Annotated in this window: 23 protein-coding genes; 21 read left to right on the top strand and 2 right to left on the bottom strand. The window is 73.5% G+C overall.

Features of this window, described 5'->3' with window-relative positions:
• Positions 1-12: 12 nt before the first annotated feature.
• The 10 genes from cobN to MPPM_RS07240 all read left to right on the top strand — a co-directional run bounded on the left by cobN (position 13) and on the right by MPPM_RS07240 (position 12,022).
• Positions 13-3,438: a cobaltochelatase subunit CobN gene (gene cobN, locus MPPM_RS07285; RefSeq protein ID WP_096484472.1), complete on the top strand. Its 3,426-nt coding sequence runs from the start codon at positions 13-15 to the stop codon at positions 3,436-3,438.
• On the top strand, positions 3,435-4,724 hold the full coding sequence (gene cobG / locus MPPM_RS07280) for a precorrin-3B synthase (RefSeq protein ID WP_096484471.1): 1,290 nt from the start codon (positions 3,435-3,437) through the stop codon (positions 4,722-4,724). The genes cobN and cobG overlap by 4 nt, the downstream gene beginning before the upstream one ends.
• A complete protein-coding gene (locus tag MPPM_RS07275) occupies positions 4,721-5,353 on the top strand; it encodes a precorrin-8X methylmutase (protein ID WP_096484470.1) in 633 nt (210 codons plus the stop codon). Before cobG ends, MPPM_RS07275 begins: the two co-directional genes overlap by 4 nt.
• A complete protein-coding gene (locus tag MPPM_RS07270; RefSeq protein ID WP_096484469.1) occupies positions 5,353-6,150 on the top strand; it encodes a precorrin-2 C(20)-methyltransferase in 798 nt (265 codons plus the stop codon). Before MPPM_RS07275 ends, MPPM_RS07270 begins: the two co-directional genes overlap by 1 nt.
• On the top strand, positions 6,147-6,923 hold the full coding sequence (gene cobJ, locus MPPM_RS07265) for a precorrin-3B C(17)-methyltransferase (protein WP_096484468.1): 777 nt from the start codon (positions 6,147-6,149) through the stop codon (positions 6,921-6,923). Before MPPM_RS07270 ends, cobJ begins: the two co-directional genes overlap by 4 nt.
• A 413-nt stretch (positions 6,924-7,336) precedes the next feature.
• The gene (locus MPPM_RS07260; protein WP_096484467.1) at positions 7,337-7,759 is read left to right on the top strand and encodes a hypothetical protein; all 423 of its coding nucleotides are present in this window, start codon (positions 7,337-7,339) and stop codon (positions 7,757-7,759) included.
• Positions 7,722-8,987, top strand: coding sequence for a DNA-packaging protein (locus MPPM_RS07255; protein ID WP_096484466.1), 1,266 nt, complete (start codon positions 7,722-7,724; stop codon positions 8,985-8,987). Before MPPM_RS07260 ends, MPPM_RS07255 begins: the two co-directional genes overlap by 38 nt.
• A gap of 50 nt (positions 8,988-9,037) precedes the next feature.
• Positions 9,038-10,198, top strand: a complete 1,161-nt coding sequence (locus tag MPPM_RS07250) for a phage portal protein (RefSeq protein WP_096484465.1) — start codon at positions 9,038-9,040, stop codon at positions 10,196-10,198.
• Between the two features lie 57 nt (positions 10,199-10,255).
• Complete coding sequence (locus tag MPPM_RS07245; RefSeq protein WP_096484464.1) at positions 10,256-10,726, top strand: HK97 family phage prohead protease; 471 nt, start codon at positions 10,256-10,258, stop codon at positions 10,724-10,726.
• Between the two features lie 30 nt (positions 10,727-10,756).
• Entirely contained in the window at positions 10,757-12,022 is a 1,266-nt protein-coding gene (locus MPPM_RS07240; RefSeq protein ID WP_096484463.1) for a phage major capsid protein, read from the top strand.
• Between the two features lie 6 nt (positions 12,023-12,028).
• Here the strand turns inward: MPPM_RS07240 and MPPM_RS07235 are convergent, their stop codons facing one another.
• Both MPPM_RS07235 and MPPM_RS07230 read right to left on the bottom strand, forming a co-directional pair.
• A complete protein-coding gene (locus MPPM_RS07235) occupies positions 12,029-12,877 on the bottom strand; it encodes a S1 family peptidase (protein ID WP_096484462.1) in 849 nt (282 codons plus the stop codon).
• A gap of 137 nt (positions 12,878-13,014) precedes the next feature.
• Positions 13,015-13,779 (bottom strand): trypsin-like serine protease, encoded by a 765-nt coding sequence (locus tag MPPM_RS07230; RefSeq protein WP_096484461.1) that lies wholly within the window; start codon positions 13,777-13,779, stop codon positions 13,015-13,017.
• A 33-nt stretch (positions 13,780-13,812) separates the two neighbouring features.
• On the opposite strand from MPPM_RS07230, the gene MPPM_RS07225 reads away from it, so the two are divergent.
• Genes MPPM_RS07225 through MPPM_RS07175 form a run of 11 tightly spaced genes read left to right on the top strand, consistent with a single transcriptional unit; the run spans position 13,813 to position 22,806 of the window.
• Complete coding sequence (locus MPPM_RS07225; RefSeq protein WP_096484460.1) at positions 13,813-14,388, top strand: head-tail connector protein; 576 nt, start codon at positions 13,813-13,815, stop codon at positions 14,386-14,388.
• A gap of 22 nt (positions 14,389-14,410) precedes the next feature.
• Entirely contained in the window at positions 14,411-14,752 is a 342-nt protein-coding gene (locus MPPM_RS07220) for a head-tail adaptor protein (protein ID WP_096484459.1), read from the top strand.
• A complete protein-coding gene (locus MPPM_RS07215) occupies positions 14,749-15,168 on the top strand; it encodes a DUF3168 domain-containing protein (RefSeq protein WP_096484458.1) in 420 nt (139 codons plus the stop codon). Before MPPM_RS07220 ends, MPPM_RS07215 begins: the two co-directional genes overlap by 4 nt.
• 29 nt (positions 15,169-15,197) lie before the next feature.
• Positions 15,198-15,608 carry a phage major tail protein, TP901-1 family gene (locus MPPM_RS07210; protein ID WP_096484457.1) on the top strand — a complete coding sequence of 137 codons (411 nt, stop codon included), beginning with the start codon at positions 15,198-15,200 and terminating at the stop codon, positions 15,606-15,608.
• A 2-nt stretch (positions 15,609-15,610) separates the two neighbouring features.
• Positions 15,611-15,937, top strand: a complete 327-nt coding sequence (locus tag MPPM_RS07205; protein ID WP_096484456.1) for a gene transfer agent family protein — start codon at positions 15,611-15,613, stop codon at positions 15,935-15,937.
• Positions 15,934-16,164, top strand: coding sequence for a phage tail assembly chaperone (locus MPPM_RS07200; protein ID WP_096484455.1), 231 nt, complete (start codon positions 15,934-15,936; stop codon positions 16,162-16,164). Before MPPM_RS07205 ends, MPPM_RS07200 begins: the two co-directional genes overlap by 4 nt.
• Positions 16,164-16,790 (top strand): phage tail tape measure protein, encoded by a 627-nt coding sequence (locus tag MPPM_RS07195; protein WP_096487765.1) that lies wholly within the window; start codon positions 16,164-16,166, stop codon positions 16,788-16,790. The genes MPPM_RS07200 and MPPM_RS07195 overlap by 1 nt, the downstream gene beginning before the upstream one ends.
• Before the next feature lie 11 nt (positions 16,791-16,801).
• Positions 16,802-17,443 (top strand): DUF2460 domain-containing protein, encoded by a 642-nt coding sequence (locus tag MPPM_RS07190; protein WP_096484454.1) that lies wholly within the window; start codon positions 16,802-16,804, stop codon positions 17,441-17,443.
• Between the two features lie 22 nt (positions 17,444-17,465).
• Positions 17,466-18,359: a phage/gene transfer agent baseplate hub protein gene (locus MPPM_RS07185; protein ID WP_096484453.1), complete on the top strand. Its 894-nt coding sequence runs from the start codon at positions 17,466-17,468 to the stop codon at positions 18,357-18,359.
• Between the two features lie 22 nt (positions 18,360-18,381).
• Positions 18,382-18,846 (top strand): C40 family peptidase, encoded by a 465-nt coding sequence (locus tag MPPM_RS07180; RefSeq protein WP_096487764.1) that lies wholly within the window; start codon positions 18,382-18,384, stop codon positions 18,844-18,846.
• A gap of 27 nt (positions 18,847-18,873) precedes the next feature.
• Positions 18,874-22,806, top strand: a complete 3,933-nt coding sequence (locus tag MPPM_RS07175; protein WP_096484452.1) for a baseplate multidomain protein megatron — start codon at positions 18,874-18,876, stop codon at positions 22,804-22,806.
• Positions 22,807-22,848: the final 42 nt, after the last annotated feature.

The raw sequence follows: 22,848 nt of genomic DNA, 5'->3' as shown, positions 1-22,848 counted from the left end.
GGCGCCCGCGCCATGCACCTGATCCGCCTCGATACGGTCTCCCTCGACGAGGGCGAGGCGGCGGTCGATCTCGGCCAGAGCCCGGGCGAGATCGTCTTTCTGTCGTTTACCGATACGGACCTCGCGGCGGTCGCGCGCGCGCATGCGGCCGAGCCCGGCCTGCCCTCGCTGCGGCTCGCCAAGATGGCGCAGCTGCGCCACCCGATGTCGGTCGATCTCTACATCGACGCGGTGATCGCCCGCGCCAAGGTCTGCGTTATCCGCTGCCTCGGCGGGCTCGATTACTGGCGCTACGGCATCGAGCGCGCCGCCGCGGCGGCCCGGGCCCACGGCGTGCGGCTCGCGGTGCTGCCCGGCGACGACCGGCCGGACCCGGGCCTCGACGCCTTCTCCACCCTGCCGCCGGAGACCTGCGCCCGCCTCGACGCCTATTTCCGCGCGGGCGGGTCGGACAACCTGAAGAACCTGCTGCGCGGCCTCGCGGCGGAGGCCGGCGCCGCCTTCGAGCCGGAGCCGCCGCGGGCGCTGCCGCGGGGCTTCGCGTGGTGTCCCGGCTGCGGGCCGCTCTCCGTCGAGGCGGCGATGCGGGCCGCTGGGCCGGGGCCGCTGGCGCTGCTGCTGGTCTACCGCTCGGCGGTGCTCTCCGGCGAGACCGCGCCCGCCGCCCGGCTCGCCGCGGCCCTCACCGAGCGCGGCATCGGCTGCGTCACGCTCGCCGTGTCGAGCCTGAAGGACCCGGAAGCGGTCGCGACCTTGCGCGCGGCGCTGGCCCTGCGCCGGCCCGACATCGTGCTCGCGGCCACCGCCTTCTCCGCCCGCGACGATGCCGGCTTCGTGCTCGATGCCGCCGACTGCCCGGTGCTGCAGGCCTACACGATCGGCGCGCCCCGCGACGCCTGGGCCGCCTCCGGCCGCGGCATGAACGCGGCCGATCTCGCCATGCAGGTGGCACTGCCGGAATTAGACGGGCGGCTCTCGGGCTTCCCGATCTCCTTCAAGGAGGAGGCCGAGGCGGTCGAGGGGTTTTCGGAACGCCGCGCCGTGCCCGATTCCGCCGGTATCGCCGCGCTCGCCGACCGCGCCGCTGCCTGGATCCGTCTGCGGCGGACGCCGCGCGAGCAGCGCCGGCTCGCGATGGTGCTGTCCGATTATCCCGCCCGCGGCGGCCGGGCCGGCTACGCGGTCGGCCTCGACACGCCGGACAGCGCCCGCGCCATCGCCGCCGACCTCGCCGCGGCAGGCTTTGCCGCGGGCGAATTGCCGGAGGCGGGTGCGCTGATGGCGGCGCTCACCGCGGGCGAGCCGGGCTTTTCGGTCCCGCTCGCCGATTACGCGGCATGGTTCGAGGGATTGCCGGCGGAGCGGCGGACTGAGCTGACCGAGCGCTGGGGCGCGCCGGAGGCTGACCCGGTGTGCCGTGATGGAGCGTTCCGGTTCCGGATGGTGCGCGCCACCAAAAGCCATCCCCCCTCTGCGGGGGAGGGTGGCCCGCGGAGCGGGTCGGGAGAGGGGAGCGCGCTCTCCGGAAACGTCGCCCCCTCTCCCGCCTGCTCCGCAGGCACCCTCCTCCGCAGAGGGGGGAGGGTTGGTGAGTTTGCGATCGTCCTCCAGCCCGACCGTGGCCGTGCCGCCGACCGCAAGGCCGGCTACCACGACCCCGACGAGCCCCCGACCCACGCCTATCTCGCCTTCTACCTGGGCATTCGGCAAACATTCGACGCGCTGATCCATCTCGGCACCCACGGCACCACCGAGTGGCTGCCCGGCAAGGCGGTTGCGCTCTCGGCCACCTGCTGGCCGGCGCTCGCCATCGGCGCGTTGCCGGTGGTCTATCCGTTCATCGTCGATGATCCCGGCGAGGCCGCGCCAGCCAAGCGCCGGCTCGGCGGAATCGCCCTCGGGCATCTCACCCCGACGATCGACGCCGCCGGGCTCACCCCCGAGGCCGCGGCCCTGCGCGAACTGGTGGAAGAGTATTCCGCCGCGAGCGTGCTCGATCCGCGCCGGGCCGGGCTGATCGCCGAGGCGATCCTCGATGAAGCCGCCTCCGCCGGCCTGCTCGCGGGCGCAGGCATCGACGGCGACACGCCGATGGCCGACGCGCTGACCGCCCTCGACGCGCATCTGTGCGATCTCGGCGAGACCCCGTTCCGCGACGGCCTGCACGTGTTCGGCCGCGCGCCCGCCGATGCTGCCGAGCCGGTCCGCGCCAGCGCCGAGGCCGAGCGCGCCGCCCTCATTGCCGCCCTCGACGGTCGCTTCGTCGCGCCGGGCCCCGCCGGCTCGCCCTCGCGCGGGCGGCAGGACGTGATGCCGACCGGCCGCAACCTGACCACGCTCGACCCGCGCAGCCTGCCGACCCGCGCCGCGACGATGCTCGGCACCAAGGCCGCCGACGCCGTGGTGCGCCGCTACCTGCAGGACGAGGGCGAGTATCCCGCCCGCATCGTCATGGATCTCTGGGCCTCGCCGACCTTGCGCACCGGCGGCGAGGACGTGGCCCATGCCCTGGCGCTGATGGGCGTGCGCCCGGTCTGGGATCACGCCTCGACCCGCGTCACCGGTTTCGAGGTGCTGCCGCTGGCCCTCCTCGACCGGCCGCGCATCGACGTGACCTGCCGCGTCTCCGGCGCCTTCCGCGACACCTTCCCCGAGACCCTGGCGCTGCTCGACCGCGCCGCCCGCGCGGTGGCCGCCCGCGAGGAGGAGGACGAGGAGAACCCGCTCGCCGCCGCAAGACGCCGGGGCGAATCCGCCGCCCGCATCTACGGCGCCGCGCCCGGCCGCTACGGCGCGGGGGCGGCCGAGACGGCGCTCGACGGCGCCTGGGCGGCGCGCACCGATCTCGGCGCCGCCTATCTCGCCGCCACCACCCACGCCTACGGCGATGCGGAAGCGCCGGACGCGGATTTCGCCGCCCGGGTCGCGGCGGCGGACGCCTATGTCCACGCCTTCGATGTCGCCGAGCGCGACCTGCTCGACGGCGATGCGGCGGCCGACGCCATGGGCGGCTTCTTCGCCGCCGCCGCGTCCGGGGGGAGGGCACCCGCCCTCTACAGCCTCGACGTCTCGAACCCGGAGGCGCCGCGCACCCGCACCGCCCGCGAGGACGTCGCCCGCCTGATCCGCGGCCGGCTCGCCCATCCGCGCTGGATCGTGGCCCAGCTCCGCCACGGCTACCGCGGCGCGCAGGAATTCGCGCAGGGGATCGATGCGGTGTTCGTCCTCGCCGCCGCGACGGAGGCCGTGACGAGCGCCGATCTCGATCGGCTCTACGGCGCCTGGATTGCCGACCCGGAGACCTTCGAGGCCTTGAAGGCGGCCAACCCTGAGGCGACCCGCGCCATCCTCGAGCGCTTCGAGGATCTCCGCGCCCGCGGCCTGTGGCAGAGCCGGCGCAACGCGGCGCCTGCCGACGCGATGATGGCTGCCGAATGACGACCCGCCGCACCCTGCCCGAGGGCGCCCGACGCGGCTGGTGCCCCTCGCTCGCCCGGCCGATGCCGACCGGCGACGGACTGCTCGCCCGGGTTCACCCGCCGCTCGGACGCCTGACCCCCGCGCAGATGCGGGCGGTCGCCGCGGGGGCGCGCGCCCACGGCAACGGCCATATCGACGTGACCGCCCGCGGCAACCTCCAGATCCGCGGCGTCAGCGAGGCCAGCGCGCCGCACCTCGCCTGCGCCCTGGCGGAAGCGGGCCTCGGCGACACCCGCGACGACGGCGGCCCGCAGCGCCTGACGCTGACAGCGCCGCTCGCCGGTCTCGATCCGGCGGAGCGGATCGACGTACCGGCGCTTGCCCGCGCCGTGGAGGCCGCGGGCCGTGCCGTGCCGGGCCTGCCGCCCAAGACGCTGGTGGCGATCGACGGCGGCGGCGGCCACGGCCTCGGCGCGGTGGAGGCCGACTTCTTTCTGTTGGCTGAGGGGCCGGGGCAGATCGCCTTCGGGCTCGCGGGCGAGAGCGGCCCCTTGCGCTGCGGCGTCCTGCCCGAGCGGCGGGCGGCGGGTGCCCTCGGCCTCGCGCTGGCAGCCTTCGCCGAGATCGGCGGACGCCGGATGCGCGATCTCGACCCGCGCCAGCGGGCCGTGGTCGCCGCCGTGGCCGGCTTCTTCCCGTTCGAGCCGATGCCGCTCGCGCCGGCCCCCGCTCCGGCCGCGCCGGGGCTCGTGACCCTGTCCGGGGAGACCGCGGCCCTCGTCGTCCAGGCGCCGTTCGGCCGCTGCACCGCCGACCGGCTGGAGCGAGTCGCGGCCCTGGCCGGCCCGGACGGCGTGCGGCTGAGCGCCGAGCGCGGGTTCGCCCTCATTGCCCCCCCGAGCCGCACCCCCGACCTTCAGGCGGAGCTGGCGGCGGCCGGCTTCATCGTGGCGCCGGACGATCCGCGCCGCCGGATCGCCGCCTGCCCCGGCGCGCCGGCCTGCCGCTCCGGCACCACGCCGGTGCCCGACCACGCCGCCCGGCTGGCGCAGGCGTTGGCCCCGCTCGCCGGGCTCGGGCTGACCGCGCACGTCTCGGGCTGCGCCAAGGGCTGCGCCCATCCCGGCCCCGCCGATCTCACCCTGGTGGGCCGCGACGGCGCCTACGACGTGGTGCTCGCCGGGCCTCCCTCTGCCGAGCCGGCAACGCGTCTCGCTTTCGAGGCGGCGCTGGACCGGATAAGGAAGGCCGCAGCCGCCGGGCGTCCGGCGCTGGATTCCGTGTTTCAGGACGACGTGAGATGAGTGCCCGCCACGACTACATCCGCGACGGCGGCGCGATCTACGCGCGCTCCTTCGCGATGATCCGCGCCGAATCCGATCTCGCCCGCTGGTCCGGCGCGGCCGAGCGCGTCGTGGTGCGGATGATCCATGCCTGCGGCATGACCGACCTGCCGCGCGATGTGGAGATGTCGGACACGTTCGCCGCGGCCGGCGAGGCGGCGCTGAAGGCCGGCGCGCCGATCCTGTGCGACGTGCGCATGGTCGCCGACGGCGTCACCCGTGCCCGGCTGCCGGCTGGTAACGATGTGATCTGCACGCTCGGCGATCCGCGCGTGCCGGAGCTGGCGGCGCAGATGAACACCACCCGCTCGGCCGCGGCGATGGAATTGTGGCGGGACAAGCTGCCCGGCAGCGTCGTCGCCGTCGGCAACGCGCCGACTGCCCTGTTCCGCCTGCTCGAACTGCTGGACGAGGGCGTCGCGCCCCCGGCGGCGGTGATCGGCATCCCCGTCGGCTTCGTCGGCGCGGCGGAATCCAAGGAGGCTCTGGCGCGGGACGGGCGCGTGCCCTTCGTCGTGGTCCATGGCCGCCGTGGCGGCAGCGCCATGACGGCGGCCGCCGTCAACGCGCTCGCGAACGAGATCGAGTGATGGAGGGGAGCGTGCGCATCGACGCCCCGGTCGAGACCCCGGACGGCGCGGGCGAGACGCCCGCCGCCGCGAAGACCGGAACGCTCTACGGCGTCGGTATGGGGCCGGGGGATCCGGATTTCCTCACCGTGAAGGCGATGCGGGTGCTGGAGCACGCCCCCGTGCTCGTCCACTTCTGCAAGCGGGGCAAGCGCGGCAACGCCCGCACCATCGCCGACGCGGTGGTCTGCGACCCGACCCGCGAGTTTCCGCTGGCCTATCCCTACACCACCGAGCTTCACCCCGATCATCCGGAATACGTCGCCGCGCTCGCCGGCTTCTACGACGAGGCGGCGGGGCGCCTCGCCGACCATCTCGGCGCGGGCCGCGACGTGGCGATCCTGTCGGAGGGCGACCCCTTCTTCTACGGCTCGTTCATGCATCTGTGGCGACGCCTGAAGGACCGCTTCCCCGTGGAGGTGATCCCCGGCGTCACCGGCATGTCCGGCTGCTGGACCCGGGCCGGCACGCCGATCACCTGGGGCGACGACGTGCTCACCATCCTGCCCGCGACCCTGCCGCGGGCGGCGCTGGTGGAGCGGATGAAGGGCACCGACGCCGCCGTCATCATGAAGCTCGGCCGCCACCTGCCGAAGGTGCGTGGCGTGCTGGCCGAGACCGGCTTTCTCGCCCGCGCCGTCTATGTCGAGCGCGGCACCATGGCCGGCGAGCGGGTGGTACCCTTGGCCGAGAAGGAGGACGACGTCGCGCCCTACTTCTCCATGGTGCTGGTGCCCGGTGAGGGCCGCCGCCCGTGAGCGCGGAAGAGGCGGGGGCGAAGGGCAGCGTCACGATCATCGGCCTCGGGCCGGGTGATCCGCGCCTGCTCACCGAATCGGCCCATGCCGCCCTCGACCGGGCGCAGGATCTGATCGGCTACATCCCCTACGTCGCCCGCGTGCCGGAGCGCGAGGGACTGGTCCGCCACGCCAGCGACAACCGGGTCGAGGTCGACCGCGCCCGCCACGCGCTCGAACTGGCGATGTCCGGCCGCCACGTCGCCGTGGTGTCCGGCGGCGATCCCGGCGTGTTCGCCATGGCGGCGGCCGTGTTCGAGGCGGTGGAGCAGGGACCCGCGGCGTGGCGTAACCTCGAGATCCGGGTCGAGCCTGGCATCACCGCGATGCTCGCCGCCGCCGCCCGGCTCGGCGCGCCGCTCGGCGGCGATTTCTGCGCGATCTCGCTCTCCGACAATCTCAAGCCCTGGGAGGTGGTGACCGCCCGGCTGGAAGCGGTGCTGCGGGCGGGCCTCAGCGTCGCGCTCTACAACCCGATTTCCTCCGCACGACCCTGGCAGCTCGGCCGGGCGCTTTCGCTCGCCGCCGAAATTCTTCCCTCCACGACGCCGGTGATCTTCGCCCGCGCCGTGACCCGGCCGGATGAGGCGCTGCGGGTGCTGAATCTGGACGAGGCCCGTACCGCGCCGGCCGACATGGCGACCATGGTCATCATCGGGGCGCCGACGACCCGGCTGATCGAGCGGGAGGGGCGCCTGCCGTTCGTCTACACGCCGCGGAGCGTCACCGCCTGAGGCGGCGGATGGAGCCTCGTCAAAGACGAGAAGAGCGCCGGCCGAGATGTGAAGCTCGCTTCCGGCGCTCGCGAGGCTTTAGAACACCCCGAAGAACCACAGCAGAAGGATGATCGGCAGGGGGATGCCGATCAGCCAGAGAAGTCCACCTTTGAGCATCGTGCTGGCTCCCATCCGATGGCGTGCCGAGGCGCGCGCCTTACTTCAAAGACCAGCGAAGCTCGATTTGCGTTCCTCTTTTATGCAAAAAATCATAATCGGCGGCTTCGAGACCGTCAGCAGTGCGTGAATGAGAGGCGAGTGTCTGGAAGAAATTCCTTTTTGCGGAGGAAATAGGAATTAAGAGATTGACACCGCGACGCTCCTCGGGTAGGTAGAGGGCACGCTCAAGAACTGTGAATGGAGACGCCGCGATGCCGGACCCCTCCGAGCCACGCGGTGAGCCGAGTATCCTTCCAAAGCCGAACACCAGAACAACCCGCAAGCGGGCGCCCGATGCCAGGAGGCTGCGGGCGCAGTTGCGCGTCCATATCGAGCGGCAGATCGCGCGGTTCGATGCGGCGCTCGACGCCGAGCCGCCGCCGGCCGGGTTCGACTCGGGCAAGGTGCTGCGCGATCTCGGCGGCCTGAAGAACCTGCTCGACGACATGAAGGCGCCCGATCGGGCCGCGGGGAAGGGAGAGGCGGATGGCGCAACCGGCCGGCCTTCCCTGTCCGCCGCCGGTCTCGTGGCGATGCGCGCGGATATCGCGCGCCGCTATGCTGCATTCGCGGCGACGGAGCCGGACGACGGCGTTCTTGACCCGCCTCTCTCCGGACCATCTGCGCCTGCTTGAGGCCGACTGGCTCCATCGTGCGCGGCACGACCAGCTTCCGCCGCCGGGGCGCTGGACCACCTGGGCGGTGATCGGCGGGCGCGGCTCCGGCAAGACCCGGACCGGCGCCGAGTGGGTGCGCGGCCTCGCCCTCGGCGATCCAGTCTTCACGCCGGAACCGGTCGGGCGCATCGCGCTGGTCGGCGAAACCTTCGCCGATGTACGCGACGTGATGATCGACGGGCCGTCCGGCCTCCTCGCCCTGCCGCGGCTCGGCGGTGCGCCGCCGGTCTGGCAGCCGTCGCGGCGGCGGGTGGTGTTCGGCAACGGCGCCGTGGCGCTCGCCTTCTCGGCCGAGGAGCCGGATTCGTTGCGCGGTCCCCAGTTCGGCGCGGCGTGGTCCGATGAGGTCGCCAAGTGGCGCGAGGCGGAGACCGCCTACGACATGATTCAGTTCGGCCTCCGGCTCGGGGCGCGGCCCCGCGGCCTCGTCACCACGACGCCGCGGCCGGTGCCGCTGATCCGGCGGCTGCTCGCCGACCCGCGCACGGTGGTGACGCGCTCGCGCACCGCCGACAACGCGCAGAACCTCGCGCCGAATTTTCTGGAGGATGTTGTCGGCCGCTATGCCGGCACCCGGCTCGGGCGCCAGGAACTCGACGGCGAGCTGATCGAGGATCGGCCGGACGCGCTCTGGACCCGCGATGATATTGAGAGGGCGCGCGTCCGCGAGGCGCCGCCGCTGCAGCGCGTCGCCGTGGCGGTCGATCCGCCGGCCTCGTCCCGCGCCGGAGCGGATGCCTGCGGTCTCGTCGCGGCCGGGCTCGCGGCGGATGGTACCGCCTATGTCCTGGCGGACGCGACCCTGGAACGGGCGGCGCCTGCGGCTTGGGCGAGGGCCGCGCTCGCGCTCTACCATCGGCTGAAGGCCGACGCGCTGGTGGCGGAGGTCAACCAGGGCGGCGAGATGGTCGTTGCGGTGCTGGCCGAGGCCGATCCGAGCGTGCCGGTCGTCACCGTGCGGGCGACGCGGGGCAAGCTGCTGCGGGCCGAGCCGGTCTCGCTGCTCTACGCCCAGGGACGTGTGCGTCATGTCGGGCCGCTGCCGGCGCTCGAAGACGAGATGTGCGCCTTCGGTCCCGGCGGCCTGCCGGGCGGCGGCTCGCCGGACCGGCTCGATGCGCTGGTCTGGGCGCTCACGCATCTGATGCTCGCACCGGGCGCGGAGCCGCGCATCCGCCGGCTCTGAACGTCGGCGCGGTTAATTTCACGTGAAACATTGTCAGCGGGGAACGTCCCATGGCTGGATTCATCGCGCGCCTCGCGCGGGCCGCAGGCTATGTGCCCGCGACCAAAGCCGCGGCGTCGGTCGCGCTCTACGGCGAAGGACGGGCGGTCTGGACCGCGCGCGACTACGGGGCGCTCGCCCGCGAGGGTTTCCAGCGCAACGCCATCGTCCACCGCGCCGTCCGGCTGGTCGCCGAGGCCGCGGCATCCCTGCCGCTGACGCTGGCCGGCGCCGACGAGGCGCATCCGCTGATCGGTTTGCTCGCCCGGCCGAACCCTCGCGAGGGCGGGATGCGCTTCCTCGACGGCGTCTACGGGCACCTTCTGGTCTCGGGCAACGCCTATCTCGAAGCGGTCGAGATCGACGGGCAGCCCCGGGAGCTGTTCTCCCTGCGCCCCGACCGGATGCGGGTGATCGCCGGGACCGACGGATGGCCGGTGGCCTACGAATACACCGTCGGCAGCCGCCGCATCCGCTACGAGCAGGCCGGCGCGGTGCCGCCGATCCTGCACCTGACGCAGTTCAACCCGCTCGACGACCATTACGGCCTCTCGCCGATGGAGGCGGCGGCCGTGCCGCTCGACATCCACAACGCCGCCGGGGCCTGGAACAAGGCGTTGCTCGACAACGCCGCGCGTCCTTCCGGCGCCCTGGTCTTCGCACCGACCACGGGCGCAGCCCTCAGTGACACGCAGTTCACCCGCCTCAAGGCGGAGCTGGAAGCGAGCTACCAGGGCAGCGCCAATGCCGGCCGGCCGCTCCTTCTCGACGGCGGGCTCGACTGGCGCCCGCTCTCGCTCTCGCCGAAGGAGATGGACTTCGTCGAAGCCAAGGCCGCGGCCGCCCGCGAGATTGCCCTGGCCTTCGGCGTGCCGCCGCTGCTGCTCGGTCTTCCCGGCGACAACACCCACGCGAACTACGCCGAGGCCAACCGCGCCTTCTACCGCCAGACGGTGATCCCGCTGGTGCGCCGCACCGCCGACTCCCTCGCCCGCTGGCTGGAGCCGGCCTTCGGCCCCGCCCGGCTGGAGCCGGATCTCGACGCCGTCGAGGCGCTGGCGACCGAGCGCGAATCGCTGTGGCGTCGGGTGCAGGGCGCCGATTTCCTCTCGGCGGCAGAGAAGCGCGAGGCCGTGGGCTACGCCCCGCAACTGCCGGGGTCCGGGGCCTGAGGCCCCGGCGGGATCCGGGCAGAGCCCGCTCTTCCTTCCCTCTCCAAGGTTCGTTCGATGGATGGCCATTTCACCGGCTACGCCAGCCTGTTCGGCGTGCCCGATCTCGGCCGCGACACCGTCGCGCCGGGCGCCTTCGCCGCGAGTCTCGCCCGGCGGGGCGCGGCCGGGGTGCGGATGCTGTGGCAGCACGATCCGGCCGAGCCGATCGGCTCCTGGCTCTCCCTCAAGGAGGATGGCCGCGGCCTGCGTGTCGCGGGCCGGCTCAACCTCGCGGTCCAGCGCGCCCGCGAGATCGACGCGCTGATGCGCGAGGGCGCCCTCGACGGGCTCTCCATCGGTTTTCGCGTCGTGCGGGCGGCGCCCGAGCGCGGCGGGCGCCGGCTGATCGCCGTCGATCTGTGGGAGGTCTCGCTCGTGACCTTCCCGCTCCAGCCCGACGCGCGGGTGGTCCGCGCCGCGGCGCCGCGCCCCTTCCTCCCGCCGCGCCCGCGCCTCGCCGCCCTGCCGCGCGCGGCGCGGTCCTGAACCCTTTCCTGTCCCACCGATGAGGATGCCATGACCGACATGCGTTTCGAGACCAAGGCCCCCGCCGGCCTGCCCGAGAACAAGGCGGCGATGTTCGGCACCGAGGCGGTGCTCGACGAGTTCGCCCGCGCCTTCGAGGCGTTCAAGGAGGCCAACGACACCCGGCTCGCCGAGATCGAGACCCGCCTCACCGCCGACGTGGTGACCGAGGAGAAGCTCGCCCGCATCGACGCCGCCCTCGATCAGGCGAAGACCCGCCTCGACCGGATCAGCCTCGACCGCGCCCGACCGCCGCTCGGCGGAGCGGAGCCCCCGCGCGATGCCTCGGCCGCAGAGCACAAGGCCGCCTTCGATCTCTATGTTCGCGCCGGCGAGAGCGGCGGCCTCAAGCGGCTGGAGGAGAAGGCGCTGTCCGCCGGCTCCGGCCCGGATGGCGGCTACCTCGTGCCGCCGACGATCGAGCGCGAGGTGCTGCGGCGCCTGGCCGAGATCTCGCCGATCCGCGCCATCGCCACGGTGCGGACCGTCTCCGGCGGTCAGTACAAGCGGGCGGTCTCCGTCAACGGCCCCGCTGCCGGCTGGGTCGCCGAGACGGCGCCGCGGCCGCAGACCGACGCGCCGAGCCTGTCCGAGTTGAGCTTCCCGGCGATGGAACTCTACGCCATGCCGGCGGCGACGCAGACGCTGCTCGACGACGCGGTGCTCGATATCGATGCCTGGCTTGCGGAGGAAGTCGAGACCGCTTTCGCCGAGCAGGAGAGCGTCGCCTTCGTCACCGGCAACGGCGTTGGCCGGCCGAAGGGCTTTCTCAGCTACGACACGGTCGCCAATGCGAGTTGGGCGACGGGCAAGCTCGGCTTCATCACGACGGGGGCCTCGGGGGCCTTCGCCGCGAGCAACCCGAGCGACGTGCTGTTCGACCTGATCTACGCGCTGCGCGCCGGCTACCGCCAGGGTGCGAGCTTCGTGATGAACCGGCGGGTGCAGAGCGCGATCCGCAAGTTCAAGGACGCGGACGGCAATTACCTCTGGCAGCCGCCGCTCGCCGCCGACCGGATGGCGACCCTGATGGGCTTCCCTCTCGTTGAGGCCGAGGCGATGCCCGACATCGGTGCGGGCAGCCACTCCATCGCCTTCGGTGACTTCAAGCGCGGCTACCTCGTGGTGGATCGCGTCGGCCTGCGGACCCTGCGCGACCCGTACTCCGCCAAGCCCTACGTGCTGTTCTACACCACCAAGCGCGTCGGCGGCGGCGTGCAGGACTTCGCCGCGATCAAGCTGCTACGGTTCGCCTGAGCCGTCTCAGTACATCCGCCGCCGGGCGGGCCGGGCCATCCACTCGGTGCGCCCGGCCTGCGCCGCCGCCATGTCGGGGCTCATCGCCTCCATCTCGGCCGCGCGAGAGGAGATCCAGCTCGCGTGTTCCCCGGTGGGCGTCACGGCGGTGAAACCGCCGCAGGCGGTGCGGGCGCGCCGGTCCTGGCGCATGGCGCCGCTCGACCAGCTCACCACGCCAACCATCTGGCCGCCGCGCAGGATCGGCCCGCCGGAATCGCCCAGGCAGGCGCCCGCGCCCGCGGTCTCGGCCAGGCGCCGCGCGTCGGTCACGACGGTGACGCGGTTGGCGACCTGCAGCGAGCCGATCGAGACGAGATGCGCCGTGCGCAGCGTCCGCGCGGTGTTGCGGCGGTTCTCGGCGAGCACGCCGAAGCCGGCGATGTCCACGTTGTCGCCGGTGGTGATCGCGCCGCCGCGGGGATCGAGCGGGCGGAAGCCGGGACCGACCGGCTGTTCCAGCTTGATCAGGGCGAGGTCGATGCCCGGCTGCTCCTCCGGCGTCGTGCCGGGGACGAATTCGGGATGCATCGAGACCGCGACGGCGCGCAGGCGCCGCTGGCGGAAATTCGGATCAACCACGACCACGTTGTAGCCCGCCTTGTGCATCACGCAGTGCGCCGCGGTGAGCACGATGTCCTGCGTGATCAGGGTGCCCGAGCAGATCTCGCCCTGCGTGCTCTCGATGCGCACCACCGAAGCGCGCAGGCCGCCGGGATCGCGCGAGGTGCGGCCCTCGACCACAGCCTGCGCCGAGAGCGGGACAAGTCCCAGCAGGGCACCGAGCAGGCACGCGCGAAGGGGGCTCGCAACCATCGTTTCCGTTCTCCAGGGCCAGGGAGTGTTCCGCGGGGTGCCGCGGCCGAATCCCGGACCGGTTGAAGCGTATCCGAAGGCAATTCGGCGGCCAAGCTCCGGTTCCTTGACGGCGTCGGCGCCGGGATCACGATCGGTTAAGGATGTGACCAGCGCGCGGAGGTGCGCCAGCCGGCGAGGGTCCGGTCGATCCAGTCCCGCTGCGGCCCGAGCAGGATGCCCTGCGTGAGGCCGCCGCAGGCGTCCTTCACCCAGGCGGCCACCGCCACCACCGCCGCGCCATCGAGGATCGGTCCGCCAGAATCACCCTGGCAGCCGCCGGCTCCCTTCGCCTGCATCCAGACCAGGATGCGGCTCGGGCCGTAGGGCTCGACCACCGTGAGGGCCGCGCCGCGGTAGCGGCCGATCGAGCGGCGGTCGCCGCCGCGAACCGCGCCGTAACCGGCGAGCGTCAGGCTCTCGCCCGCCCGCGGCATCGCGGCGCTCAGAGCGGCCGGCGCGAACCGGGCGGGAAGGAGCTCGCGGGTGCGCAGAAGCGCGAGATCGATGGAGCGAGTGCGCCCGCGAACGGCATCGCCGTCATAGGCCGGATGCAGGCTGCGGGCGGCCGTCTCGATCAGGACGGGGCGGCCCGTCTCATCGCGGAAATGGACGCGGTTCTCGCCCACGCCCGCCACGCAATGGCCGGCGGTGAGCACCGCGTCGGGAGCGACGACGATCCCGGAGCAGACCCCGCCGCCCGACGTCAGCACCATCACCACCGAGGCCGCGCCGGGTACCTCGGCGCCCTCCCGGCCGCCGACGATGGCCGCCGCCGGCGTCGCAGCGAGCAGAAGCGCGAGTGCCGCCGCGCGGAGGGCAGGGCGCGCCGCGCGCGCGGGAAATGGGTTCGGCGCGCGCATCGATGGCGAAGGACGCTTTCAGGAGAAGACGGCATGATCCCGATACGCGTCGAGGAGACCGGCGTCGAGCCGGTGAGCCTGCCGGAGATGCGCGCCTATCTCCGGCTCTCCTCCGACGAGACCGCCGAGGACGGCCTGATCACCCGCCTGATCCCCGCGGCGCGGGCGGCGGTCGAGACGGCCGCCCGCCGTCTGCTGCGGCCCGCCCGCTTCCGGGTCGTGCTGTCGGATTGGCCCCGGCTCGGCCTGCTGCCGCTGCCGCTGAGCCCGCTCGTCGCCGTTCTGCGCGCCGGCCGGGTCGATGCGCGCGGCGGCGTCACCGCGATCGAGCCGGGACCGATCCGGATCGGCCCCGACCCCTGGGAGGCGCCCTGCCTCCTGTTCGGACCGGACCTCCCGCCGCTCGGCCCGGCCTCGGCGCTGGTCGAGGTGAGCGCCGGCTGCGGCGGCGAGGGGCCGCCGGTGCCCGAGCCGCTGATCCAGGCCCTGCGCCTGACGGTCGCCGACTGGTTCGAGAACCGCGGCGATGCGGGCCGCGACGGCGCGCCGCGGCCGCTGCCGCCCGAGGCGGCGGGACTCGCCGACACCTGCCGCCGGATGCGGCTCTGATCCTACGCCAAGGAGACCGACGATGACTCGCAGGCCGCTCGGCACGCGACGGCGGCGCCTCGTGCTCGAAGTGCCGGTGGACGAGCCCGACGGGTTCGGCGGCCGGCTGCGCCGCTACGTCGCCGGGCCCGTGATGTGGGGCTCGCTGGAGGCCCTCGGCACCGCCGCCGCACCCCGCGGCGGGCGCCTCGACCGGCCCGGCCTCTACCGGGCCCGCCTGCGCTATAGCCCCGGCGTCACCTCGGCCACGCGCCTTGCCGACGGGACGCGGCGCTTCGCCATCCGCTCCGCCGAAGACCCCGACGGGTGCCGCCGCGATCTCGTCTGCGAGGTGGAGGAAGTGCTCGAGGAGGCCTCCCCGTGACGCGACCGAGTCCGCTGCTGGCCCTGCGTGCCGGCCTTCTCGCCCGCCTCGGCGGTGACGCGCGGCTCACCGCGCTGATGGGCGGCCGGCTGCGGCTCTACGACGAGCCGCCGCGGGGGGCCGCACCGGTCTACGTGCTGTTCGGACCGAGCGAGGTGAGCGACGATTCCGTCGACGGCGCCCGGCGCCACCGCCACGCCTTCGCGCTGATCGTCCTCGCCAAGCCGGGCTCGGTCCGCTCGGCCCTGGAAGTGGCCGAACACATCGCCGCCAGCCTCGACGAGGCCGACCTCGTCTTGAGCGGCCACGTGCTCGTCCTGCTGCGCCTCAGAAGCCTCGCCGACCTGCGCGACGAGCGAACCGGCGAGGCGCGCGCGACCCTCTCCTTCGAGGCGGTGACCGAAGTCGCCGCCTAATCCGTCCCGAGAACGCCGGAGCCGCGAGCATGAGTGCACAGAAGGGCAGCGACCTGCTGGTCCGAGTGAGCGGCGGGGCCGGCGGCTTCGTCGCGGTGGCGGGCCTGCGTGCCCGGCAACTCGCCTTCAATGCCGAGACGGTAGACGTCACCAACGCCGATTCCGCGGGGCGCTGGCGCGAGCTGCTGGCCGGCGCCGGGGTGCGCCGCGCCGCGGTCGCCGGATCGGGCGTGTTCCGCGACGAAACCTCCGACGCGCGCCTGCGCCAGATGTTCTTCGAGGGCGCAATCGGCCTGTTCCAGATCGTGGTGCCGGATTTCGGCACGATCGAGGGATTGTTCCAGATCACCAGCCTCGAGTACCGCGGCGAGCATGCGGGCGAGGTGACCTTCGACATCGCCCTCGATTCCGCCGGCGCCTTGAGCTTCGCGGCGGCGTGACCATGGCCAACCGCCGACGCGGCGAGGTGCCGCTCACTCTGGGGCAGGGGCGCTACACGCTCTGCCTCACCCTCGGAGCGCTGGCCGAACTGGAGGATGCGCTCGGCGCGAGCGATCTCGCCGGTCTTGCCGAGCGCTTCGCCGGCGGGCGGCTCGCCGCCCGCGACGTGATCGCGCTGCTCGGCGCGGCGCTCCGCGGCGGCGGCCACGCCCTCGACGACGAGGCGGTCGCTCGCCTGCCCCTCGATGGCGGCCTCGCCGCGATCACCGCGGCGCTCGGCGAGGCGCTGGTCGCGGCCTTCGGCGAGGCCCCGCCCGCGGACCCTTGAGACCTGCGGGGAGCGACGCGCCGGGAACGCCCGTTCCCGGCTTCCCGTGGGACGCGGTGCTGGCGCTCGGTCTTGCGACCCTGCGCTGGCGCCCGCGCGACCTCTGGGCCGCCACGCCCCGCGAACTCGCCACCGCGACCGGCCTGGTCCGGCCGGCGCCCGATGCGCCGAGCCGAGCCGATCTCGACCGCCTGCTCGCCGCCCATCCCGATCCGGGGGCTCCATGATGACCGACAGCGACCGCAGCACGGCCGAGCGGGCCAGGCAGCTCGAAACCCTCGACCGGCTGGCCCAGCGCTTCGGCCAGAGCCTGTCCTCGGCCTTCGACCGCAACCTCAATGCCGGGCGCCAGCTCGACGGCGTGCTGGCCTCGCTGGCGAGCAAGCTCTCCAACGTCGCGGTCAAGGCGGCACTCGCTCCCGTGAAGGCGGGGGTGAAGAGCCTCGTCAACAGCCTGCTCAGCGCGGCCTCCGAGGCCGGCGGCACCACGGCACTGGCCAAGGGCGGCCTCGTCTCGGACGGGCGGATCGTACCGTTTCGCCTCGGCAGTGCCTTCGCCGAAGGGCGGGTGCGGCCCTTCGCGGCCGGCGGCGTCGTCGCGGCGCCGACCTACTTTCCCCTCGCGGGCCCTCCAGGCGGCACCGGCCTGATGGGCGAGGCCGGCCCCGAGGCGATCCTGCCGCTCAGACGCGGCAGCGACGGCCGCCTCGGCGTCGCCGCCGGAGGAACGGAACGGCCGGTCGCGGTCACCATCAACATCGCTACCCCGGACGTCGAAGGCTTTCGCCGCTCCGAGGCCCAGGTCGCGGCCCGCCTGGCCCGTGCGGTCGCCCGCGGCCGGCGCGCTCTGTGAGGGGAAGCGCCATGACATCCGACTTCCACGAGGTGCGCTTCCCCCTCGACGTCGCCCTGCGCGGCAGCGGTGGCCCGGTGCGGCGCACGGAGATCGTCACGCTCGCCTCGGGGCGGGAGCACCGCAACAGCCGCTGGGCGGATTCGCGCCGTCGTTACGATGCCGGACTCGGCATCCGCACCCTCGACGCGCTGCACGCGGTGCTGGGCTTCTTCGAGGAGCGGCGCGGCCGGCTCTACGGCTTCCGATACCGCGACCGCGTCGATCACCGCTCCGGCCCGCCCTCGCGTCCAGTCGCGCCGATCGACCAGCGCATCGGCACCGGTGACGGCGCGACCCGCGACTTCACCCTCATCAAGACCTACGGAAGCGGACCGGAGGCCTACCGCCGGATCATCGCCAAGCCGGTGGCCGGCAGCGTGCGCGTGGCGGTGAACGGGATCGAGGTGCCGCCGCGGAAGGTCACTTGCGATCCGGCGACGGGGCAAGTCAGCTTCGCCGCCGATGCGGTGCCGCCGCCGGACGCTGCCGTCACCGCTGGCTACGAGTTCGACGTACCGGTCCGCTTCGACACCGACGAACTCACCATCGATCTCGCTGCCTTCACCGCCGGCGAGGTGCCGCGGATCCCGCTGATCGAGATCGTGCCCTGACGAGCCCTGAAGGGGGAAGCCGATGCGCGCCGTCCCACCCCGTCTTGCCGCCCGCCTGGAGGGCGGCGCCACGACGCTCTGCCGCTGCTGGGCCCTGCATCGCCGCGACGGCCTCGTTCTCGGCTTCACCGACCACGATCGCGATCTCGTTCTCGGTGGCGTGACCTACGCCGCCCGCAGCGGGCTTGAGGCGGCCGAAGCGAGCGCGGAACTCGGCTTTGCCGTCGGCGGCGGCGAGGTGGCCGGGGCGCTGACCTCGGCCGGAATCACCGAGGCGGAGGTCGCAGCGGGACTCTATGACGGGGCCGGGGTCGAGACTTGGCTGGTCGATTGGGCCGAGCCCGAGGCGCGCCTGCTCCTCGACGTGGCGACCCTGGGCGAGATCCGCCGGGAGGGCGCCGCCTTCGTCGCCGAACTGCGCGGGCTGATGCACCGCCTGGACGTCACCGTCGGTCGCAGTTTCCGCACGGCCTGCGATGCGGAACTCGGCGATGCCCGGTGCCGCGTCGATTCGACCGACCCGCGCTTCCGCACGGTCGGCACGGTGCGGGCCGTGTCCGAACCCGGCCAGCTCACCGTCGCGCTGGCGGGAAGCTTCGCCGCGGGCTGGTTCACCGGCGGACGCCTGACCTGGGATGCGGGCGCCAATGCCGGACACGCCGCCGACCTGCGCGGCCATGACCGCGACGGCGAAACGGTGGGCCTCGACCTGTGGGACCCGCCGCCGCGTCGGCCCGTGCCCGGCGATGTCTTCACCCTCGTCGCCGGCTGCGACAAAAGCCTCGCCGCGTGCCGCGACAAGTTCGCCAACACCCTCAACTTCCAGGGATTTCCGCACATGCCGGGCAATGATTTTGTGCTGCGCGCGGGCCCCGAGGCCGGGGCCCGCCTCGACGGCTCGAGCCTGTTCCGGTGAGCCCATCATGGATGAGGTCACCATGGATGAGGGGGCATCGCCGCTGGCCGGCCGAATCGTCGCGGAGGCCCGTGCCTGGGTCGGCACGCCCTACCGACACCAAGCCTCCCTGAAAGGCGTCGGCTGCGACTGCCTCGGCCTGCTGCGCGGGGTCTGGCGCGCGGTGCTCGGCCCCGAGCCGGAAGAGGCACCGCCCTACGCCGCCTCCTGGGCCGAGTCCGCGCTCGATGGCAGCGACCCGCTCCTGGCCGCCGCGCGCCGGCATCTGGTGCCGATCGCCGGACCGCCGACGGCCTATCGACTTCACGCCGGTGAGGTTCTGCTCTTCGCGTTCCGCACACATTTGCCGGCAAAACACTGCGCCATCGTCACCGGGCCGGCGGCGATGATCCACGCTCATGACGGTGCGGCGGTGACCGAGGTCGCACTGACAGGATGGTGGCGCCGCCACCTCGCCCACGCCTTCCGCTTTCCCGATCCGCCCTGATCCCTCGCGCTCGCCGGAGGCCGACCCATGACGACGCTCGTCCTGCAAACCGCCGGCGAAGCGGTCGGCACCGCACTCGGCGGCCCTATCGGCGGGATGATCGGGCGCGTGGCCGGTGCGGCCGGGGGCGCTGCGCTCGATAATGCCCTGTTCGGTACCGGCACGCATCCGCGCTTCGTCGAGGGACCGCGGCTGAACGAACTCGGGGGCCTCGCCTCGACTGAGGGCGCACCGGTGCCGCGGGTCTACGGACGCGCCCGCATCGGCGGCACCTTGATTTGGGCGACGCGGCCGCTCGAAGTCGCCAACACCGCGGTGGAGCGCTCCTCCTCCGGCTCGAAGGGAGGATCCGCCGGGCAGAAGACGGTACGCACCGCCTACAGCTACTTCATCGATCTCGCCGTCGGGCTCTGCGCGGGCGAGATCGCCCTGGTGCGCCGGATCTGGGCGGATGGCCGCGAACTCGACCTGACGACGCTCAACCTGCGCATCCATGCCGGAGCGGCGATGCAGGCGCCCGATCCGCTGATCGTCGCGAAGGAAGGCGCGGACAACGCGCCGGCCTATCGCGGCCTCGCCTACATCGTGTTCGAGCGGCTACCGCTCGCCGACTACGGCAACCGCATCCCGCAATTCGCCTTCGAGGTGATCCGACCGGTCGCGGGGCTGGCGAACCGGATCCGTGCGGTCTGCCTGATCCCCGGCTCCACCGAGTTCGGCCTCGACCCGATCGCGGTGCGGGAGGATGCCGGATTCGGCTCTACCAAGCCGGCTAATCGTTTTCAGTTCCAGGGCGCGAGCGATGTCGTCGCCTCCCTCGACGCGCTCCAGGCGCTGTGCCCGCGACTCAAGCGGGTCTCGGTCGTGACGAGCTGGTTCGGCGACGACCTGCGGGCCGGGCAATGCACCGTGACGCCACGGGTCGACGCGACAGCGAAGGCCACGACCGGCGAGCCCTGGGCCGTCGCCGGGCTGAACCGCGCCGCGGCGCGGATCGTCTCCCGCGCCGGCGGCACGGCCGCCTATGGCGGCACGCCGTCCGATGCCGGGCTCGGGCGCCTGGTGGCGGACCTGAACCGCCGCGGCCTCGCGGTGGTGCTCTACCCGTTCGTGATGATGGATGTGCCGGCCGATAACGTCCTGCCGGATCCGTACCGGACCGGTGAGACGCAGACCGCCTCTCAGCCAGCCTCGCAGCCCGCCTATCCCTGGCGCGGGCGCATCACCTGCGATCCCGCTCCCGACCGGCCCGGCAGCCCGGACGGCACGGGCGCCGCCGCCGATCAGGTCGCGGCCTTCTTCGAGGGCCCGCGGGGCTACCGGGCGATGATCCTGCACTATGCCGCCCTCGCCGCCGGCTGGGCGGCGGCGGGAGCCCCGCTCGCCGGCTTCATTCTCGGCAGCGAGTTCGTCGGCCTCACCCGGGTGCGCGGCCCGGACGGGCGCTATCCGGCGGTCGAACAGCTCCGGCGACTCGCCGCGGAGGTCCACGCGCGCCTCGGCAGCGGCGTGAGCCTCGTCTACGCCGCCGACTGGACCGAGTACGGCGCCCATGTCCGTGAGGGCGGCGCCTCCGTGCGCTTCCCCCTCGATCCGCTCTTCGCCGACCCGGCCATCGCCGCAATCGGCATCGACTACTATCCGCCGATCTCGGATTGGCGCGACGGTCTCGATCACCGCGACGCCGCGGAGGCCGCGAGCCTCTACGATCACGCCTATCTCAAGCATCGCCTCGGCGCGGGCGAGGCTTTCGACTGGTACTATGCCAGCCCCGAAGATCGGGCCGCGCAACGCCGCACGCCGATCACCGACGGCGCCTACGACAAGCCGTGGATCTACCGGGCCAAGGATCTCGTCGCGTGGTGGTCGAATCCGCATGTCGAGCGGCAGGGCGGCGTCGAGACCGGGCCGACCGCCTGGGTGCCGAAGGGCAAGCCGATCTGGCTCACCGAGATCGGCATTCCGGCGGTCGATCGCGGCACAAACGGACCCAACGTCTTCCCCGATCCGAAATCGTCGGAGAACGCGCGTCCGCCCTTCTCCCGCGGCACCCGCGACGACCTGATCCAGGCCCGCGGCCTCGACGTGATCCTCTCGCGTTTCGATAGTGATGCCGCAGGTTTTGAGCCGGCTCATAATCCGATCTCGCCGCTCTACGGCGGACGGATGATCCCGGCCGAGAACATCTATGTCTGGGCCTGGGACGCACGGCCCTTCCCGGCCTTCCCCGACTTCACCACCGTGTGGTCGGACGCCGCCAACTGGGCGTTGGGCCACTGGATCACCGGACGGATCGAGGGCCTCGAACTCGACCGGCTGATCGCGGCGATCCTTGCGGATCTCGGCATCGACGCGCCGGCGGAGATCGAGGCCGCCGGCTTCCTCGACGGCGCCGTGCTCGATCGGCCGCTCTCCGCCCGCGAGGCGCTGGAGCCGCTCGCCCGGCTGTTCGGCCTCGACGTCTCGGTCTCCGCCGGAACCCTGCGCATCCGCGACGGGCGGATGCGCAGGCCCGCTCCGCTGGACGCGGGCGCCCTCGTCTCCGGCGAGGGCGCGGCGGCGCCCCTGCGCCGGGTTCGGGCGCAGGAGAGCGAGCTGCCCCGCTCCGTCGCGATCGGCTTCTCCGACAGTGAGAGCCCGGATTACCGCCGCGCCGCCGTCGCCGCCGAACGCCCGGCCGGGGCGCGGCGGCCGGAGGTGCGCGTCGAGGCGGCGGTCGTCACCCGGCGCGAGGCCGCACAGAGGCTGGCGGAAGCCGTCTTCGACGCGGCGCTCGCCGCCCGCGACACGGCGGCCTTCGGGGTGAGCCCGCGCCGGATCGACCTGGAGCCCGGCGACCTCGTGGCCCTGCCCGGCGAGACCCGCGGGGCGCTCCACCGGATCGTCCGCATCGACGACGGTCCGGCGGGACGCCGGGTCGAAGCCCGCGCCGTACCGCTTTCCCGGCCCGATCCCGCGCCCGGCGCACCGGCCCCGCGAGCCGGCCGGACGCCGCCCTCCCTGCCGGGGCCGGTCTTCGCGGTCCCGCTGGTTCTGCCGGTGGAGCGGGGTGAGCCGGTGCCGCTCTCCTACCTCGCGGTCTCCGCCGATCCCTGGCCCGGGGCGGTCGCGGTCTGGCGTTCGGCCGGCGAGGGGGCGCCATTCGGGCTCCACCGCACCCTCGACCATCCGGGCTGCCTCGGCCGCACGCTGAACCCGCTGCCGCCGGGGCCGCTCTGGCGCTTCGACCGCAATACTCGTCTCGACGTCGCCCTGCGCCACGCGGACGGCTTGAGCGCGATCGGCGAGGCCGCGGCGCTGGCGGGCGGCAACCTGTTCGCCGTGATCGGCGAGGACGGGGCGGTCGAGATCCTGTCCGCGGCGAGAGCCGAGCTGATCGGAACCGGCACGTGGCGGCTCTCGGGCCTGCTGCGGGGGCTGGCCGGCAGCGAGGCGGCCGCGGGCCGGGCAGCGGGCGCGGGCAGCCTGATCGTGCGCCTCGACGACGGCGCCGTCCGGCCGCTGATCGACCGGCTCGATGAGGCCGGTCGCCGCTTCCTCTACCGGGTCGGCCCGGCGGGGCGCGATCCGGCCGACTCCGCCTTCGTCGGCTTCGCGGCGGCGGCGGACCTGACCGCCTTCCTCCCCTTGAGCCCGGTCCATCTGCGCGGGCGGCGCGAGGCGGACGGCATCCGCTTCAGCTGGACCCGGCGGGCCCGGCGCGACGCCGATGCCTGGGAGCCGGCCGACCTGCCGCTGGACATGGACAGCCGGGGCTACCGCCTCGACATCCTCGCCGAGGACGGGCGCACCCTGCGCAGCCTGAGCGCAGACACGACGAGCGCGCTCTACGCGGGCGCCGACGAGATCGCCGATTTCGGCGCGGCCCGTACCGAGATCGACGTCGCGGTGGCGCAGGTCGGCCGGCTTGCCGGTTCCGGCCCCGCCCGCCGGGCGCGGGTGAGCCTGCGGACCGTCTGACATCCGGTCGCGAACTGCGATCCTGAACTGCATCCATGCCGG

Origin of the sequence: Methylorubrum populi (assembly GCF_002355515.1) — a bacterium.
In the GTDB taxonomy this organism is placed as follows: domain Bacteria; phylum Pseudomonadota; class Alphaproteobacteria; order Rhizobiales; family Beijerinckiaceae; genus Methylobacterium; species Methylobacterium populi_A.
The sequence above is the reverse complement of the archived record's forward strand: the minus strand, read 5'-3'. Positions and strand labels throughout refer to the sequence as shown.